Annotated in this window: 13 protein-coding genes; 6 read left to right on the top strand and 7 right to left on the bottom strand. The window is 52.1% G+C overall.

What is annotated here, in order from left to right; translation table 11 throughout:
- The first annotated feature begins 303 nt into the window (after positions 1-303).
- The 5 genes from CA264_RS06970 (at position 304) to ilvC (ending at position 6,685) form a co-directional block, all read left to right on the top strand.
- Complete coding sequence (locus CA264_RS06970) at positions 304-1,188, top strand: branched-chain amino acid transaminase (protein WP_025605792.1); 885 nt, start codon at positions 304-306, stop codon at positions 1,186-1,188.
- A 273-nt stretch (positions 1,189-1,461) separates the two neighbouring features.
- The gene (ilvD, locus tag CA264_RS06965; RefSeq protein WP_025605790.1) at positions 1,462-3,180 is read left to right on the top strand and encodes a dihydroxy-acid dehydratase; all 1,719 of its coding nucleotides are present in this window, start codon (positions 1,462-1,464) and stop codon (positions 3,178-3,180) included.
- Positions 3,143-4,876: a biosynthetic-type acetolactate synthase large subunit gene (gene ilvB / locus CA264_RS06960; RefSeq protein WP_025605789.1), complete on the top strand. Its 1,734-nt coding sequence runs from the start codon at positions 3,143-3,145 to the stop codon at positions 4,874-4,876. The genes ilvD and ilvB overlap by 38 nt, the downstream gene beginning before the upstream one ends.
- A gap of 23 nt (positions 4,877-4,899) precedes the next feature.
- Positions 4,900-5,508, top strand: coding sequence for an acetolactate synthase small subunit (gene ilvN / locus CA264_RS06955; RefSeq protein WP_025605788.1), 609 nt, complete (start codon positions 4,900-4,902; stop codon positions 5,506-5,508).
- A 130-nt stretch (positions 5,509-5,638) separates the two neighbouring features.
- Positions 5,639-6,685, top strand: coding sequence for a ketol-acid reductoisomerase (ilvC, locus tag CA264_RS06950; protein ID WP_025605787.1), 1,047 nt, complete (start codon positions 5,639-5,641; stop codon positions 6,683-6,685).
- Positions 6,686-6,830: 145 nt separating this feature from the next.
- On the opposite strand, the gene CA264_RS06945 is transcribed toward ilvC, so the two are convergent.
- Together CA264_RS06945 and CA264_RS06940 are read right to left on the bottom strand one after the other, a co-directional pair.
- Entirely contained in the window at positions 6,831-7,520 is a 690-nt protein-coding gene (locus CA264_RS06945) for a LytR/AlgR family response regulator transcription factor (protein ID WP_025605786.1), read from the bottom strand.
- Positions 7,521-7,543: 23 nt separating this feature from the next.
- Entirely contained in the window at positions 7,544-8,665 is a 1,122-nt protein-coding gene (locus CA264_RS06940) for a sensor histidine kinase (RefSeq protein WP_025605784.1), read from the bottom strand.
- A gap of 204 nt (positions 8,666-8,869) precedes the next feature.
- On the opposite strand from CA264_RS06940, the gene CA264_RS06935 reads away from it, so the two are divergent.
- Complete coding sequence (locus tag CA264_RS06935; RefSeq protein ID WP_025605783.1) at positions 8,870-10,282, top strand: erythromycin esterase family protein; 1,413 nt, start codon at positions 8,870-8,872, stop codon at positions 10,280-10,282.
- Positions 10,283-10,311: 29 nt separating this feature from the next.
- Here the strand turns inward: CA264_RS06935 and CA264_RS06930 are convergent, their stop codons facing one another.
- The 5 genes from CA264_RS06930 to CA264_RS06905 form a co-directional block, all read right to left on the bottom strand.
- Positions 10,312-11,034, bottom strand: coding sequence for a hypothetical protein (locus CA264_RS06930; RefSeq protein WP_157593655.1), 723 nt, complete (start codon positions 11,032-11,034; stop codon positions 10,312-10,314).
- Between the two features lie 215 nt (positions 11,035-11,249).
- On the bottom strand, positions 11,250-11,891 hold the full coding sequence (locus CA264_RS06920) for an SCO family protein (protein WP_025605777.1): 642 nt from the start codon (positions 11,889-11,891) through the stop codon (positions 11,250-11,252).
- A gap of 53 nt (positions 11,892-11,944) precedes the next feature.
- Positions 11,945-12,667 (bottom strand): formylglycine-generating enzyme family protein, encoded by a 723-nt coding sequence (locus CA264_RS06915; protein ID WP_051364378.1) that lies wholly within the window; start codon positions 12,665-12,667, stop codon positions 11,945-11,947.
- A 91-nt stretch (positions 12,668-12,758) separates the two neighbouring features.
- Complete coding sequence (gene nirK, locus CA264_RS06910; protein WP_025605774.1) at positions 12,759-14,234, bottom strand: copper-containing nitrite reductase; 1,476 nt, start codon at positions 14,232-14,234, stop codon at positions 12,759-12,761.
- Positions 14,235-15,177: 943 nt separating this feature from the next.
- Positions 15,178-17,481: a nitric-oxide reductase large subunit gene (locus CA264_RS06905; protein ID WP_025605772.1), complete on the bottom strand. Its 2,304-nt coding sequence runs from the start codon at positions 17,479-17,481 to the stop codon at positions 15,178-15,180.
- Positions 17,482-17,513 lie beyond the last annotated feature (32 nt).

Genomic DNA, 17,513 nt, shown 5'->3' with positions numbered 1-17,513 from the left:
GCACAGCAGAGCCTTGTTCTCGGCTTAAGAGAATGGTGCCAGCTTGCCGCTACAGAACGCCTCCAGACCCTAATCAACAACAGCCGTCTCTTTCAAGGAGGTGGTTTTTTTATACCTGCCCACTGGAATCAAAAACAAGTATGGCTTCACTACGCACAGTGAATTTTAGCATGTTTTTAATCTATCCTCAACCGCCGCGTTGACAGGAGAGGCTGTGTAGTACCTAACAGCAGGCCTTTCTTGCCCTCCGGCAGGAAAGGCTTTTTTTATGGTAGCTATATCTAACCTTAACCTTCATGTATCATGTACTTTAACAGTGAAACCATCGTCTTCCTGGACGGCCAATTCGTGAAAGCCACCGCGGCAACTTGTTCTGCTTATGCCCAGACACTTCACTACGGCTACTCCGTTTTTGAAGGTATCCGGTCGTACGCCACGCCGGCAGGCACCCATGTATTCAAGGCGAAAGAGCATTATGAGCGGCTGCACTACTCCTGCAAGGCAGTCGGCTTACCCCTTGCCTACTCCGTCGAAGCGCTGACTGAGTTAACCTATCAACTGCTGGAGGAGAACAACCTGCAGGATGCTTACATCCGACCGCTGGTGTATGCCGCCGCGCCAAACATGAGCCTGACAGAAGCGCGGGAAAGCAGCCTGCTGCTGGCGGCGTGGGAGTGGGGCAAGTACCTGGGCGATAAAACCCTGCGCTTGATGGTATCGCCGTATGAGCGGCCAAATCCGAAGGCAGTTCCCATTGAGGCGAAAGTAGCTGGCCACTACGTTAACTCCATTATCGCCAGCTCTGATGCCAAGGCCAAAGGCTATGACGAGGCCCTGCTGCTGGACATGAACGGCTTTGTGGCGGAGGGCCCCGGGGCTAACTTCTTCTATGAGAAAGACGGGGAGCTGTTCACCGCCCCTCCCGGCAGCATCCTGCGTGGCATTACCCGCAACACCATCCTAACGCTGGCGCGCGAAGCGGGTATTACGGTACACGAGCGGTTCTTTACCCCCGATACGCTGCGTGAGGCCGATGCCGCCTTCATGACCGGTACCGCTGCAGAAGTGATAGGGGTACAGTCTGTCGATGAATATGTATTTCCGAAGCCTTACGAGCAAAGCCTGGGGGCTTTCCTGGCCGGCCGCTACACGGAGTTGGTTACGGGCAAGTTAACACCTGCCCTGTAAAAATCCTCCCGTCCGCCTTCAACCAAGGGTCGCTTTAGATTTTGTAACACGACAAAGTGTAAATAATTGACATCTAAGTAGTTATTGAATTGCTTCCTGCTGATAGAAATATTAGTGGGGAGCAACTATGGTTTTGGTGGTGTAGGCTTATCCCTGATATTGGCCTTCTCCTGACACTGCAATTCACTTGCGCGCCCATTGCATAAAGCCCGCGATACGGCCGTGTCAGACTTTGGAGAGGGCTTTTATTTTACCTATAACCACCGTTATACCATGGCTTTAAACAAGTACAGCCGCATCTATACGCAGGACGAGAGCCTGCCGGCCTCACAGGCCATGCTCATTGGCTCCGGGTTGTCGGAAGAAGACCTGCGGAAACCTTTTGTAGGCATCTGCTCCACCGGCTTCGACGGAAACACGTGCAACATGCACCTCAACGGGCTGGCCGATGAGGTAAAGAAGGGGGTGAGCCAGTTCGGAATGGTAGGCCTGCGCTTCAATACCATCGGGGTGAGCGACGGCATCACCAACGGCACGCCTGGCATGCGCTACTCCCTCGTGTCCCGCGAGGTAATCGCAGATTCCATCGAAACCATCACCGGTGCACATAACTATGACGCCCTCGCCTGCGTGGTGGGTTGCGATAAAAATATGCCCGGTTCTCTGATGGCCATGGCACGCCTGAACCGCCCGGCGCTGATGGTGTACGGCGGCACGATAAAGGGCGGCGACTTCAAAGGGCAAAAGCTTAACATCGTTTCCTGCTTCGAAGCCTATGGCAAGAAGTTGAATGGGGCTATCTCAGAAGAAGATTACAAAGGCATTATCCGGAACGCCTGCCCCGGGCCGGGTGCCTGTGGCGGTATGTACACAGCCAACACCATGGCCTCGGCTGCCGAAGCATTGGGTATGTCCGTACCGTTCTCTTCTTCCTCTCCGGCGGCCAGTGCGGAAAAACAGGCCGAGTGCCTGCAAACAGGCCAATACCTGCTGCGCCTGCTGGAGCGCGACATCAAGCCGCGGGACATCCTGGTGCGCGAAGCCTTTGAGAATGCACTTGTTCTGATTACCGTACTCGGCGGCTCCACCAATGCGGTGCTGCACCTGATTGCCATCGCACACGCGGCGGGCATAAAGCTCACGCTGCAGGATTTTCAGGCTGTGAGTGACCGGGTGCCGGTACTGGCCGACCTGAAGCCGAGCGGCAAGTACCTGATGGAGGATCTGTCGGCTTTGGGTGGCGTGCCCGCTGTGATGCGCACCCTGCTGAACGAAGGCTTGCTGACAGGAGACCTGCTGACGGTGACAGGCGAAACACTGGCCGAAAACCTGGCACATGTAAAACCGCTCGGGGCGGAGCAAGACTTGCTGCGCCCGCTCTCGAACCCGATCAAAGTGGATGGACACATCCAGACGCTATACGGCAACCTGGCTCCCAAAGGGGCAGTGGCCAAAATCTCAGGCAAGGAGGGCCACCGGTTTGAGGGGCCAGCTATAGTGTTCAACTCAGAAGATGAACTTAACGAGGGTATTACACAGGGCAAGATACAGGCCGGCCAGGTCGTCGTTATCCGCTATGTAGGTCCCAAAGGTGGCCCGGGCATGCCCGAGATGCTGAAGCCTACCTCTGCCATCATGGGTGCCGGGCTTGGTGATAAGGTGGCCCTGATCACCGACGGCCGCTTCTCCGGCGGCACCCACGGCTTTGTGATCGGCCACGTTTGCCCGGAAGCTTATGATGGCGGCACAATCGCCCTGGTGGAGAACGGGGACCTGATCACGCTCGACGCCAAGGCCAACACCGTGCACCTGCACGTGGAGGAGGCGCTGCTACAGCTGCGGCGCAGCAACTGGCGAAGACCCGAGACTGTCGTGGGGCAGGGGGTGCTACTCAAGTACCTGAAAACGGTAAGCGATGCGAGCAACGGATGTATCACTGATTTAGAGGAAGCCCATGTTAACGAAAGAGAAGCAAGCCACAGCCTTGCCTAAGCAGGCAACATCAATTTCCGGGGCAGAGGCGGTTATCCTTGCGCTGCTGGAGGAAAAAGTAGACACCGTTTTCGGCTACCCGGGCGGGGCTATAATGCCGGTGTATGATGCCTTATTTGACTATACGGACAGGCTAAACCATGTGCTGGTGCGCCACGAGCAGGGAGGCATCCACGCCGGACAGGGCTACGCCCGCGCCTCCGGCAAGGTAGGGGTGGTGTTTGCCACCAGCGGCCCCGGCGCCACCAACCTGGTTACCGGCCTGGCCGACGCACAGATCGACAGCACTCCGCTTGTCTGCATCTCCGGCCAGGTGTATGCGCATTTGCTGGGAACCGATGCCTTCCAGGAAATCGACATTCTGAACATCACAACCCCGGTTACCAAATGGAATTACCAGGTAGCCAACGCCGAGGAGATACCCGATGTACTGGCAAAGGCCTTCTACATTGCCAAAAGCGGGCGTCCGGGCCCGGTGCTGATCGATATCACCAAAAATGCGCAGCTGCAGCAGTTCGAGTTTAGCGGCTACCAGCCCTGCCAACATATCCGCAGCTACCGCCCGAAACCCGTTGTGCGACAGGAGTACATTCTGCAGGCAGCGGAGCTAATCAATCAGGCCCAAAAGCCATTTATACTTTGGGGGCAGGGGGTGATGCTGGGCGCGGCAGAAAAAGAGTTCAGGGCTTTTGTTGAGAAGAGCGGTATCCCGGCCGCCTGGACCATTATGGGTGCAGGGGCACTCCCCAGCAGACACCCGCAGAATGTGGGCATGCTGGGCATGCACGGCAACTACGGTCCCAACGTGCTCACCAACGAATGCGATGTGCTTATTGCCATCGGGATGCGCTTTGATGACCGCGTTACCGGGCGGCTGGACAAGTACGCCCGGCAGGCCCGCATCATCCACCTCGACATAGACCCCACTGAGATCGGCAAGAACGTGCCCGTAACAGTGCCGGTGTGGGGCGACTGCAAAGAAACCCTGCCGCTTCTGACGGAGCTGGTTGAGCCTAGGCAGCATACAGCATGGCTACAGCAGTTTCGCAGGTACAACGAGCAGGAAATCGAGGCGGTGATACAGGAGGAACTGTTCCCGACCTCCGAAGAGATGACCATGGGGGAGGTGGTGCAGCAGCTGAACGAACTCACCGGTGGCGATGCCATTGTGGTGTCGGATGTGGGGCAGCACCAAATGGTGGCCTGCCGCTACGCCAGCCTCAACCATACCCGCAGCAACATCACCAGCGGTGGCCTGGGCACGATGGGTTTTGCCCTGCCCGCCGCCATTGGTGCTAAGTACGGCGCGCCAGAGCGAACCGTGGTGGCCGTAATCGGCGACGGCGGTTTTCAGATGACGCTGCAGGAGTTGGGTACTATTATGCAGTCTGGGGCGGATGTAAAGCTCCTGATCCTCAACAACCGCTTCCTAGGGATGGTGCGCCAGTGGCAGGAGCTCTTCCACGAGCGCCGCTACTCCTTTGTGGACATCGCCAGCCCGGACTTTGTAAAGGTGGCGGATGGCTACGGCATCAGCGGCAAAAGTGTGAGCAAACGGGAAGAGCTAAGGGGGGCGCTGCAGCAAATGCTCTCACACCAGGGCTCCTACCTGCTGGAGGTGATGGTGACCAAAGAGAACAACGTGTTTCCGATGGTGCCGCAGGGCTGTAGTGTAAGTGAGATCAGGCTGAGTTAGCTTCAGCATAAACAGACATACGTATGCGTAATGAGAACCATACCCAAAAAGAGGAGTTCAACATCACGGTGTACACCGAAAACCACATCGGGCTCCTCACCCGTATCGCCATCATTTTCTCCCGGAGAAAGATCAACGTGGAGAGCCTTAACACGTCTCCCTCCGAAGTTGAGGGTATCCACCGCTTCAGTATCGTGATGACAGAAACAGCGGAAACGGTGCGCAAGATTGCCGGGCAGATAGAGAAGCAGGTGGGCGTGCTGAAAGTATACTTTAACACTAACCAGGACGTGGTCTGGCAGGAGATGGCGCTTTACAAGGTGCCTACCGACGTCATTGCCGAGCGTGCCGTGGTGGAGCGCCTGCTGCGGGAGAATGGGGCCCGCGCGGTGGTGATCCGGAAGGACTACACCGTGTTCGAAACCACCGGCCACCGGGAGGAAACAGACAACCTGCTCAGGGTGCTGGAGCCCTACGGCCTGATTGAGTTTGTGCGCAGCGCCCGCATCGCCATCATCAAAGACAGCGAGGGCTTCCACAGAAAGCTGCAGGAGTTTGAGCAAAGCGAGCCGCACGATGAGGTGGTGGAAAACGAGTACCTCAGTAGCCGCGAAAAAGTCTTCACCATGTAGTTTTAGACGAAGGACTTTTTGACAAAAGAAGGAACTGCCGGGAAGTATGAGGCAGCGCTGGCAATTTGTCCTTTGTCAAGTACCCCATAGTCAAGAAACCAAATCATCTAACCTTAAATCAAACTAAAGAATGGCAACTATCAACTTCGGAGGAGTAGACGAAACCGTTATTACCCGCGACGAATTTCCGCTGGACAAGGCGCGCCAAGTGCTGAGAGACGAAACCATTGCCGTGATCGGTTACGGAGTGCAGGGGCCGGGGCAGGCGCTGAACCTACGAGACAATGGCTTTAACGTAATAGTGGGCCAGCGCCAAGACTCCTCCTCCTGGGAGAAAGCTAAGAGTGACGGCTGGATAGAGGGCGAAACGCTTTTCCCGATAGAGGAGGCGGCCGCACACGGAACGATCATCGCTAACCTACTGTCGGATGCCGGGCAGATAGCAGTGTGGCCCACACTGAAAGAAAGGCTCACCCCGGGTAAGACGCTGTACTTCTCGCACGGCTTTGGCATTACATTTAAGGAGCACACCAGCATTGTGCCGCCTGCTGAGGTGGACGTGATTCTGGCAGCACCGAAAGGCAGCGGCACCAGCCTGCGCAGGCTGTTCCTGAGTGGCGGCGGCTTGAACTCTTCTTTTGCTGTATACCAGGATGCCACCGGCAAGGCGTACGAAAAGGCAGTGGCGATGGGTATTGGCATCGGCTCCGGCTACCTGTTTGAAACTGACTTCAAAAAAGAAGTGTACAGCGACCTCACAGGTGAGCGCGGTGTGCTGATGGGCGCACTGGCCGGTATCATAGAGGCACAGTATCAGGTGCTGCGGCAGCGTGGGCACTCGCCATCGGAGGCGTTTAACGAAACGGTGGAAGAACTGACCCAAAGCCTGGTGCCGCTGGTGGGCGAGAACGGCATGGACTGGATGTACGCTAACTGCTCGGTAACGGCACAGCGCGGTGCTTTGGACTGGAAAGGCAGGTTTAGGGAGGCCACTTTGCCGGTACTCAACGAGCTGTACGACAGCGTGGCTTCGGGCAAAGAAGCAGAACGCACGATACAGCGCGGCTCCACGCAGGGCTACCGCCAGGAGCTGGAGGCTGAGCTTGCCGAGCTGCGCGAATCGGAGTTATGGCAGACAGGTGCTACGGTGCGCCAGCTCCGATCACTAAGTAAATAACAGAACTGGCCTTAGGATAGCCTTTGCTGCCGGTTGAGCGGTGGCAAAGGCTATCCGGCCATTTGCTGCCGCTAACCGTTGTGGCAGTTTTTGCCGCACGTCGACAGTTTATTTCCTTCGTGGACGGATGCCTACATTCTCCGCCTCATCTTTTAAACTTATCAAGCAGCTCTTGCTTGTAGGCGCTTCCAATAGGGATTTTTGTGCCGTTGCACAGCGTAAGCACATCGTTCTGAAGAAATTTTATCTGCTCAAGGGCAACTAAGTAGGAGCGATGTACCCGTACAAAATTTTCATCAGCTAACTGTGCGGCCAGTGCTTTCATGGTTTCGTGCAGCAGATAGGTTTTAGTTGTGGTGACAATCTGCATGTAGTCTTTGCGGGCTTCAATGTAGAGAACATCGTTGTAGTTAATCTTTGTCAAGCCCTTTAGGTCTTTTACCAGCAGGTGCTTTTCTTGAGTAGGCGCAACTTGATTTTGGGAAGTAGATTGATAATACTTCTCAATGGCTTTGGAGAAGCGCTCAAAAGAAAAAGGCTTTAGCAGGTAGTCCACAACATCCAGTTCATAGCCCTCATAAGCATAGGCCTTAAAAGCTGTCGTCAGAATGGTTTTAGGAGCCTGAGGTGTTGTCTTCAGGAAATGAATACCATTTACAAGAGGCATCTCCACATCCAGGAATAAAAGATCAACAGTATTGCTGCTCAAGAACTCATGTGCCTCTATGGCATGCCGGCATTTTCCTACCACTACAAGTGCAGGTATTTGAGCAATATAATGCTCCAGTACCTGGTGGGCTAACGGTTCATCATCTACAAGCAAACATTTGATCATAACAGTTTGAAGTGGTATACAGCTTATAAATTAATTGTCAGCTCGGCAACATACTTATTGGCCTTTTCCATAGTAACGAGCTGGTGTCTGTTAGGGTAGTAGAGAGCAAGCCGTTGGCGCAGGTTCACTAAGCCTATTCCTCCGGGTTGCTTACCTAAAGTAGGGGCCGAAAAGATGTCATTTTCAATACGGAAGCGGATGCAATTTTCTTCGCTGGTAAGGCTGGCATGTATGGCTGCATGGTCTGTGGCGCGGTGGCTGCCGTGTTTAAAGCTGTTCTCTACCAAGGGCAGGAACAGAAGGGGAGGAATCAGGATATTACCAGCAGGTGATGTATACTTAAAATCTATGGAAGCCGATGGAAACTTCAGTTGTTCCAGCTCAAAATAGTTTTCCAGAAAAGTTCTCTCCTGCTCTAGGGGCTGACGTTCTTTATCACATTCATATAAAATATACTGCATCATCTGGGAAAGCAGCAGGATATACCGTGGCGTATCTCGTGAACCAGTCAGGCTTAGCCCGTAAAGGCTGTTCAGGGTGTTGAACAGGAAATGCGGTTGTAGTTGTGCTTTTAGCATGCTTAGCTGCAGCGCAAAGTTGTCTTTTTCTAACTGACGCTGCCGTTGCTCGCTTTGGAGCCGCTCTTGTTGGTTTTTATAGCCATACTGCACAAACACAACAGAGCCGAACGCCAGTAGGTCCATGAGCAGAATCTGCAGGTCCCAGCCTCTCAGCAGAATCATGCTTTGCTGTAAAGCTATCCTAAAATGTTGCTGGTAAAACTGTGTAAGCGCCGGGTTTGTATTGATCGACAGAAAGGCATAGCTGACTAGCAGGTAACTTGCTTTTGAAATGTAGGCCAAGTATAAAACTGTGATCATTCCCAACAAACCGTACCTACTCTTATCCAGCAGGTAAGGGGCGATGTACCTGTAAAGCGGGATAAGGTAAAGTGTAGAAGCCACAGCGTACCCCATCACGGAGATAAACGGAAAGTTTTCTTCCCTGGAAACTACGATACTTTCTGTGTTCAGATAATAGCCATACTTGTAGAGGCATACATAAAGCAGCCATATCAGGAGTTCAAAAATAAAAGGAAAAGATGTCCACTTTTTAGCGGCAGATATTGCGGCCGTATACTTCATTCTCTGAAAATAAGCTTGTGCCAGTAAAGGTCAAAATTTCAGCAGCAGTGCTTCGACGAAAGGCTGCTTTTTTCTACGAAAAAGCCACTGTCTCCGCTTCGTAAGATAATCAGAAACGCTTGTCGAGTTTTTTTCAGAGGAGTCGATAGAAGCTTTTGCTTTGTGATAGATTCTTCTGTCAGGCTAAAAATACAGGTATACATCATGAGCAATTATTCTATCACCCGATTAGGCGTTATACTTTTTACAATTTTGTTTCTTCTGCTACACCTTGCGAGTTGCAGGGCAAAGCTAGCACCTACCATAGCGGCAAAAGAAACTCCAGCCACTATTAAGCTGAGGTTTACAGAACCCGATACGACCGAGAGTTATATCCAGGCAGATCAGTTTACCTCTCTGGACTTACACGACTACGAAAACTTCAAAAAACAAATCAAACCACTGCTGGACGAGATGGCCAGTAAAAAAGTAGTATCGCTGGGAGAGGGGACGCACGGAAGCCGTGAGTTCTACAAAGCTCGGTTTTGGATAACGCGCTTGCTGGTAGAGGAATATGGATTTGACAAAATAGCATTTGAGACAGATTATGCAGATGCTTACCTCTTAAATGAGGCACTGCAGGGAGGAAATCAGGAGCATAAGCAGCTGATGAAGACTTACCTTCTAAGCATCTGGCAGAACAAAGAAGTTGAGGAATTATTAAAGTGGATACAGGCTCGAAACACAGCAAACACTGATAAAATAGACCTACTAGGTATCGACCATCCCTTTGTTTTATACGATGCCAGGATGATACAGGAGCTGACAGCAATGGGCGCGCATAAAGCAACAGCCACAATGGCAAAGAGTTTTGAGAGGCTAGCAATCTACCAAGACTCTATTTGGAACAACACAAATAAAGAAGGCTTTACTTACAACGCGAAAGAGTGGTTCAGGAACGGAGTGAAAGCGTATCAACTACTTGATAGCATAGAAGGAGCTGTTCCTGCACTAAACCTTGCAGCCAAGGATAAAGATAAATTGGAGGGGGTGCTGCTAAATGCAAAGCTGGCGTATGATGCTTTTTACCAATATGACCGTTTTAAACGTGAGAGCTCCCGCGACAGCTGTATGGCAGAGATGGCTAGCTGGATAGTAAGAGGAGAGGGTGATAAACTTATTATCTGGGCACATAACATTCATGCAGGCAAGCAAGAAGTAACTATGAGTGGCTATCCTGTAGGAGGCATGGGAGCCTACATTTCTCGAAAGTTTCCGGATGGCTACTATGTGTTAGGTATGGGCACTGCCGGAGGAAGCTTTGCTGCAACAACAGACAGAGTTATAACAAAGCAGAGCCCTATGGCCAGTTATACTTTACAACCTGCTACGGCCGGATCTTTGGAAGGAGAGCTGGAACAGGTGCCTGCCGCCGCTTTTTATCTTACCGCAGCAACACTGGCTAAACTTCCAGAGAAGCTTCCCCATTGGGCGGTTGGGTTTGGCACTGATAGCGGAAAAGACAGCTACGTTAGAGCAAGTGTTGCCAAGCTATATGATGCCTTTATTTTTATTAAAGAGACCAATGCCGCTACTCCTCTTGCTGGCACAGATTCTCTGTTGGTAAACAAACCGTAGCTATAGCGTTTTCGGTTCATAAAGCTTGTTTACAGAGAAGTCTGAGAGTCAGATGAAGTATAATTCTCCAGGTAAAACTGCTCCTCATCATACTGTTGCTGTAAGGTTCTGCCTAGCATGTAGCCAAGGCCGGCCATGCCACCTATCAAAAGAGATAGCTCGCTACTTAAAGACCTGCTGATGCTATCAGGCAGAAGCAGCGGTACCAGGAAGGTAACAACAACAGCTGCTATACCACTCAAGGCATATATATGGTAGTTTGCGTTCTCACCATAAAGATTCTGCTCCCGTCCCAGAAAGCGGATTGCGAGCTTTGCCATCTTTAAAAAGTAGAGGTACAGTAAAGCTCCTGCAGGAATAATGGCTACGTATAGAAAAAACGGGGCGATGAAAAACAGCATAAAGCAGACATACATACCTGCAGCTGTTAAAAGAAAATAAGCAGCACTTTTCAGCAGCGGGTTGTAAAATGCATCAGCAGACAAGTGGCCGAGGTGCTTGTATCGCATGTCGAGGTTGGGCAGCACCAGGGCCAGGAAAAATAGAGGCCCTGGCATAAGCCAGGTGAAGTAAGAAACAGTGGGCGTGAGCACATGCCCATGCCCATGCACCTGACGGAAGATACCGCCAACGCCCATGCTGATCAGGAGTACCAGCAAACAGCCTAGTGCTGTGGCAGGCGCTCGCCTGTTTCGGGTGATGCTGAATAAAGCAGGGAACGGTGTCTTCTGGTATTCTGGAGTTTGTATCATAGCTGCAGGTATTATGCAGGCAATATATGGCTATCTCCTGATATTATATTGGCTTTGCCAGTGATATTTCCGGAACCTTCAATACCTTTTGCTTGCAGTAGAAACACTCCACCGCATTCTTATCTTTATGAGCAGGAAAGTGCTGATTACTCTCCGTACACACTCGTTCATTAAGCTGCACCTGCTGTTACCAGGCTCCTTCCCAAGTATGAATTTTACAAGTTAATTCTAAGCCCTTCAACTGCTTTTACCGTTTCAGCAGGGTCAGTGCCAAGGCCTTCCTGTTGATGCACGATCTCGCCCTGGGCGTTCAGTAGGGTGATAATGTTAGAGTGGGAGATGTTGCCTTTCAGGTCGTTTTTATACTTCACGTTCAGCAAGGCAGCCAGTTCCTGTATGTTGTCGGGGGTGCTGGTGAGCAGCGTCCAGCGGTCAGGTGACAGGCTGTTGCTGGCGGCAAAGTCCTTAAGTACGGCAGGTGTGTCGCGGGCAGGGTCCATGGTGACGAGCACAATACCTAGTTCATCGGAGCTATACTTGCTGAGGCGGTTTTCCAGCACTTTCAGGTCGGCCACTGTTCTGGGGCAGGCATAGCCGCAGCTGGTATAGATCATAGCCACCAACTGGGTTTTCCCTTGCAGCTTTTCTAGCTTCAGGTCTTCACCGTTTTGATTGCTCCAGCTAGAGCTAAGGTTGTACAGCGACATATCAGTCAGGGCACCAACTGGCTGGGCCGCGGCAGTTGTGGTGCGGTTGGCTGTAGTGTTTGGTTTTACGCAGCAGCTGTGTTCTTCCTGCTGGCAGGCGGCAAAGCCTAAAGCCAGGGCAAAGAGGAGGGGATAGGGGGCGCTTTTCATACTTAAAACTGTTGTTGGGGGAATGCTTAATTTATACATGTTATTAGCCGGTGCTACTTCTGAGCGACTGATACTTTGGAGCTTTGAGCGCATCTGAAGCCAAGGTTTGCTACCGTATAGTTGGCCTTCAGGCTGGAGCGGAAGGCATAGCGCATAAAAGCGACGTAGTTCTTTACATTGGAAGCATTGCTGGCCCCACTGCCGCAGAACTGCTGCTGGTCGCTACTGCCGGTGCTGCGGGCATCATCCACCAGCATGGCAGAGTTATAGTCTGAGGTCCATTCCCATACCAGGCCAATCATGCCGTACACGCCATAGTAGTTGCGAAAGCTCTTTTGCACTGGTGGTAGGTATTGCGGGTTGGGCTGGCTGTACCACTCCAGGCTGCGCTGGTAAAAGCGCTCATCGTTGGTGGCATCGGCCTTTGATTCGCTGGCTAGTGCGGCATACTCCCATTCGTTTACGGAAGGCAGGCGTTTGCCTTGGCACTCACAATAAGCCTTGGCCGCAAACCACGACACATTTACTATAGGGCTATTGCTGATCTTGGCAGCGTCTGCACCTATACTTTCATCGGATGCCCAGTGGCGGAGGTAGTTCTGGTCGGCAAACAGGCGCTTTACTTTTGATTTCTGCCACTGCGGGTTCTGCTTCACAAACGCCAGAAATTCTGCGTTCGTAACAGGGTAGGTATCCAGCAGGAACGCCTTTACAGGCACTGGTGCTTTATCAGCACCATAGAGCGGCACAAACGTGCCGCTCTTGATAGTAGCCATCTGCTGGGGAGGTGTTTTCTGTGCCACCGTTATGTGGCACAGAAAACAGAGCATCAGTATAAGGGGTAACTGTCGGGCCATGATTAACAGATTAGTGCTTGTTGCTGGCCTTTGCCTTGGCTACCTGTTGGGTGGTAACCTCGCCACCTTTGTTGCCCCAGCTGTTCAGTACGAAGGTCATCACGTTGGCAATCTCTTCGTCAGTCAGTTTAAGCTTTGGCATAGTGCTGTTGTACAGTTCGCCGTTTACTTTTATCTGTCCTTCCAAGCCATGGGCAATTACACCGATGGCTCTGTCTACGTTTGCATTCAGGTAGTCAGATTTAGCAAGCGGAGGGAAGGCTCCTTTTATACCCTGGCCTTCGGCTTGGTGGCAGGCCTGGCAGTTTTGAGCAAACACTGTTTTGCCAAGTGCCAGTCGTTGGTCTTTGTTGGCGGCCACAGGTGCAGCAGGAGCTTTTGCCAGCGGCATTTCCTGTATGGTAGCACCTTCTGGTAAGTATATTTTGTCAAGAATCTGACCAGAGTAAATGTCCTTATTTTCTGGTCCTTCCACTTTCAGCATGCCCAGCGCGCCTTTATTGAAGGCTCGGAAGATAGAGTGGTCTACCAGAATATAGCTGCCCGGTACATCGGTTTTAAACTCTGTGATAGCAGCGCCACCGGCAGGCACCAGGGTAGTCTGCACGTTCTCGTTTGCTTTAGAGCCACCCTCGGTGTATACTTTGTCGAAGATTTCACCGATCACGTGGAAAGAAGATACCAGGTTAGGACCACCGTTGCCTACAAAGAGGCGTACAGTTTCGCCTGTTTTGGCGGTAAGGGCATTCTCACCGTTCAAGGCACCCACAGAACCGTTAAACACTACATAGGTCGGGTCTTCGTTCAGGGCTTTGCCCATGTCGAACGGCTGCAGGCCAGCATCGCCAAAACCTCCCTTGGTGTAGAAGTCGCCTTGCATCACGTAGTATTCTTTATCTACCGCTGGCAGCCCTTCTTCCGGCTCCACAAGTATAAGCCCGTACATACCGTTGGCGATGTGCATACCCACCGGCGCGGTGGCACAATGGTACACGTACAGGCCTGGGTTCAGCGCTTTAAAAGAGAACACCGTTTCGTGACCGGGTGCTGTAAAAGTGGAGGCCGCGCCACCGCCCTGGCCAGTAACGGCGTGCAGGTCTATGTTGTGCGGGTTCTTACTGTCGGGGTGGTTCATGAGGTGAAACTCTACCTCATCGTTCTGTCGGATACGGATAAACTTACCCGGCACTGAGCCACCAAAGGTCCAGAAAGTATAATCCACACCATCGGCCAGCTTCTTTACGACTTCGGTTACCTCCAGGCGCACCACTACCTTCGCAGCGTGCTTGCGGGTGATGGGGGCTGGTACATTCGGTGCGTCAGTTAACTGCGCCTCTAATACAGGCAGCTCTTTAGGCGTGGCCGTGCCGGAGGTTAGGACTTTTTCTGCTTCTGTTGTCTTTGTGCTACAAGAGCTGAGGATACCCGCACAATAAATAGCTATGGCGAGTGTCTGTACTGTCTGGGTGATGGATAACCTTTTCATGACGTATAGGTGTGGTAGAATTGATAATGCTAAATAAGGATGTCGAGCTCTCTTATTTTATGATGCAGGTCATGTGCAGCGGTGATTTTCGTCACTAAGGTATTTGGAAGTATGAAAGGAGGTTTTGGATAGTAAGGCAACTGTGGGTGTAAGCGTTTGTTTATATATGCTTGAGGTATTGAGTTTGCAACTAACCTGTTTTGAAAAGCCATACTTCACCCCGTTGCTTTTTCTAAATTGCCTGGCGCAAGCGTCCGCTTGTGCCTTAGACTGCCTCTGTTTGTACTTCCATAGTCCCCTGCTGGCGCAAGTCTTCAGACTTGTGTCCTACTATAGTGTCGAGTTTGCAACTCGACTGGCTTACAAAGCCACACCTGCTACTGCCTTGGCTATACTTCTATAGCTGCTTCTGCTGATGCATCTTCTACCAAGCTATCTTTGTTAGCTCCCGTTCATCCTCCAGCTTACACATACCTATCGTTTCACCTCTTGCTCTGGGGCGCTCATGCCCGCGAGGGCTCGTCTTCCCGCATCGCGCTTGGAGCTTTTCCTGCCGGGGGTAGGGGCCCTCTTACTCGTGCCTCGGGCTGCCTCGCTCGCGCTCGTCACCGGAAAAACTCGCATAGGCGCTCAACGGAAAGACTGGATAAGTTTTCAGTAGCCAAAGCTGAGGCGGTTCCTGAAACTGCTTTGTAGGGACAGATCGCGACTTGTCCGCTGAACACCACTGACTACAGTACTTATACTTCTAAAATGGCATCTACAGATTCCCCGCCTTGGCTAAGGAGGGGAAGGGAGGGTTGGGTCCGGTAACCACAAACTACAGCAGCACGATGCCAGGAAGTATAAAACAGAAAACCCCGGCTGTGTAGCCGGGGCGTTCCGTATCAAGTTTGCACGTTCACAGCACTAAACCATGTCTAGCTTTTGGTGGCCGTAGTCATTACAGCGTCGCTTCTTTTTTATTCTTTGCAGAGGGATAGTCTTCCAAGGAAACATCCGTGTCTGCCTCTAATGACCAGCCCGTTTTCAGGCCGATGATGAACCAGGCAAGGGCTATCACACCGCCGGCAAAAATGGTGTCACCTACAACGCGAAGCCAGCGCAGCATCTCCATGGTGTCGGTCTGCATGAACTCCATGGAGCGGGCGTACCACAGACCGTGCTCTACGCTAGCCCAGGTTTGCATCAGTCCAATCGGCAGCACACTGATCACCACCATCAACATCAGGCCAATGTTAATAGACCAGAACGCGAAGCTGATCACGCCGTCTTTCCAGCGGCGACGGGCAGAGAGACCCTTCACCACAAACAGCATCAAACCAATGCCCAGCATGCCATATACACCAAACAGGGCAGTGTGCGCGTGAACAGGTGTGGTGTTCAGGCCTTGCATATAGTAGAGCGCAATGGGTGGGTTGATGACGAAGCCGAACACGCCGGCACCCACCAGGTTCCAGAAAGCCACGGCAATAAAGCTGTAGATAGGCCATTTGTAGGCTTTAATCCATTGCGTGGCGCGACTGATCTGCAGGTTGTGATACGCTTCGAAACCGATGAGCACCAGCGGCACTACTTCCAGGGCACTAAAGGTAGCACCCAACGCCATAACCGAAGTTGGCGTGCCACTGAAGTATAAGTGGTGGAAGGTGCCGATGATACCGCCGAACAAGAAGATGATGGTGGAGAAAAGTACCGTGGCTGTCGCCATTTTAGTTTCCAGCAGGCCCATGCGCACAAACAGGAAGGCAATCACTACGGTGGCAAACACTTCAAAGAAGCCCTCTACCCACAGGTGCACTACCCACCAGCGCCAGTACTCGGCAATAGCCAGGTTGGTGTGCTGTCCCCACATCAGGCCAGAAGCATAGAAAATAGCAATGGCAGCAGAAGAGATCAGGAACATACCCAGCAGGTGGCGACCTTCCACATCATTTTTAAAGGCAGGCATAATAGCACGTACCATCAGGCCCAACCACAGGAACAAGCCTACCAGCAGGAAGATTTGCCAGAAGCGGCCCAAGTCTACATACTCATAGCCCTGATGGCCGAACCAGAAGTTTTCGCCGTAGCCCAATTTCTGCATCACACCGTACCACTGACCAGCCAGCGAGCCAGCCACAATAATCAGCAAGCAAATGAACAGGAAGTTAACGCCCAAACGCTGGAACTTCGGCTCATGTCCTGACACGGCAGGGGCAATGTATAAACCCGTTGCCAGCCAGGAGGTAGCGATCCAGAAAATAGCCAGTTGCACGTGCCAGGTACGGGTAATGGAATAAGGCAGAAAGTCAGCCAGCGGGAAGCCGTACAGCGCCTGCCCCTCTACGCCGTAGTGCGCCGTTACCACCCCCAGCGTTACCTGCACCACAATTAGCGCAGTTACGATCCAAAAGTACTTCAGCGTCGCCTTCATAGAAGGGGTTGCTTTCAGGCCCAGCAGTGGATCTTGCTTTGGCAGCTTAGAATGGTCTATCTCTTCTTCGCGGTTAGAGGCATAGTAGTAGGCCAGCAATCCAACACCAGCTATAAGTATGATCACGCTGAAACCTGTCCAGATAATCAGGTCTGAACTTGGCTCGTTGGCCACCAATTTCTCAGCAGGCCAGTTGTTGGTGTAGGTGATCTTTTGATCAGGGCGTTCGGTAACGCAGGCCCAGGAGGTCCAGAAGAAGAAAGCGTTTAGCTTGCGCATGCGCTCCGGGTCTTTCACCGTATTGTTTGCCATAGCATAGGCATCGCGGTGTTTGGCAAGGGCCGGATCATCTGTAAACAGCGCCGTGTAATGTTTGCTTACGTCTGCAATGGCTTCGGCACGAAGGTCCGAAATGGTAAGCACGCCAGTTGCCGGATCATAGGTATTGGCGCGGATCTGTTTTTGCAGGCGGGCCTGCAGCATGGCTTGTAGTTCGGGATCTAAGGCATCGTGGTTCACGCCTTTCTCCTGCTGCGCCCAGGTATCCAGAAAGTACATAGCTTCCTTATGCAGCCACTCTGCACTCCAGTCGGGCGCAACATAGGCACCGTGGCCCCAGATAGAGCCTAGTTCCTGGCCGCCAATGGACTGCCACACGTTCTGACCGTCCTGTATGTCCTGATCGGTAAAGACTACCTTGCCGGAGGTTGTTACTACTTTTTTCGGAATAGGTGGGGCCTGTCGGTAAATCTCGGAACCGTAGTACCCGAGCACGGCGAAGGAGCCGACGATCACGGCTAAAAACCCCAGCCAAAGTTTTTTGTATTTCATGATAATATAGATTGGATGTTGATTACTTGGAA

The organism is Pontibacter actiniarum, assembly GCF_003585765.1.
GTDB classification, from domain to species: domain Bacteria; phylum Bacteroidota; class Bacteroidia; order Cytophagales; family Hymenobacteraceae; genus Pontibacter; species Pontibacter actiniarum.
The sequence above is the reverse complement of the archived record's forward strand: the minus strand, read 5'-3'. Positions and strand labels throughout refer to the sequence as shown.

Coding starts and splice junctions, on each gene's coding strand:
- CA264_RS06970 (WP_025605792.1), top strand. CDS start 304: ATGTACTTTAACAGTGAAACCATCGTCTTCCTGGACGGCCAATTCGTG.
- ilvD (WP_025605790.1), top strand. CDS start 1,462: ATGGCTTTAAACAAGTACAGCCGCATCTATACGCAGGACGAGAGCCTG.
- ilvB (WP_025605789.1), top strand. CDS start 3,143: ATGTTAACGAAAGAGAAGCAAGCCACAGCCTTGCCTAAGCAGGCAACA.
- ilvN (WP_025605788.1), top strand. CDS start 4,900: ATGCGTAATGAGAACCATACCCAAAAAGAGGAGTTCAACATCACGGTG.
- ilvC (WP_025605787.1), top strand. CDS start 5,639: ATGGCAACTATCAACTTCGGAGGAGTAGACGAAACCGTTATTACCCGC.
- CA264_RS06945 (WP_025605786.1), bottom strand. CDS start 7,520: ATGATCAAATGTTTGCTTGTAGATGATGAACCGTTAGCCCACCAGGTA.
- CA264_RS06940 (WP_025605784.1), bottom strand. CDS start 8,665: ATGAAGTATACGGCCGCAATATCTGCCGCTAAAAAGTGGACATCTTTT.
- CA264_RS06935 (WP_025605783.1), top strand. CDS start 8,870: ATGAGCAATTATTCTATCACCCGATTAGGCGTTATACTTTTTACAATT.
- CA264_RS06930 (WP_157593655.1), bottom strand. CDS start 11,034: ATGATACAAACTCCAGAATACCAGAAGACACCGTTCCCTGCTTTATTC.
- CA264_RS06920 (WP_025605777.1), bottom strand. CDS start 11,891: ATGAAAAGCGCCCCCTATCCCCTCCTCTTTGCCCTGGCTTTAGGCTTT.
- CA264_RS06915 (WP_051364378.1), bottom strand. CDS start 12,667: ATGGCTACTATCAAGAGCGGCACGTTTGTGCCGCTCTATGGTGCTGAT.
- nirK (WP_025605774.1), bottom strand. CDS start 14,234: ATGAAAAGGTTATCCATCACCCAGACAGTACAGACACTCGCCATAGCT.
- CA264_RS06905 (WP_025605772.1), bottom strand. CDS start 17,481: ATGAAATACAAAAAACTTTGGCTGGGGTTTTTAGCCGTGATCGTCGGC.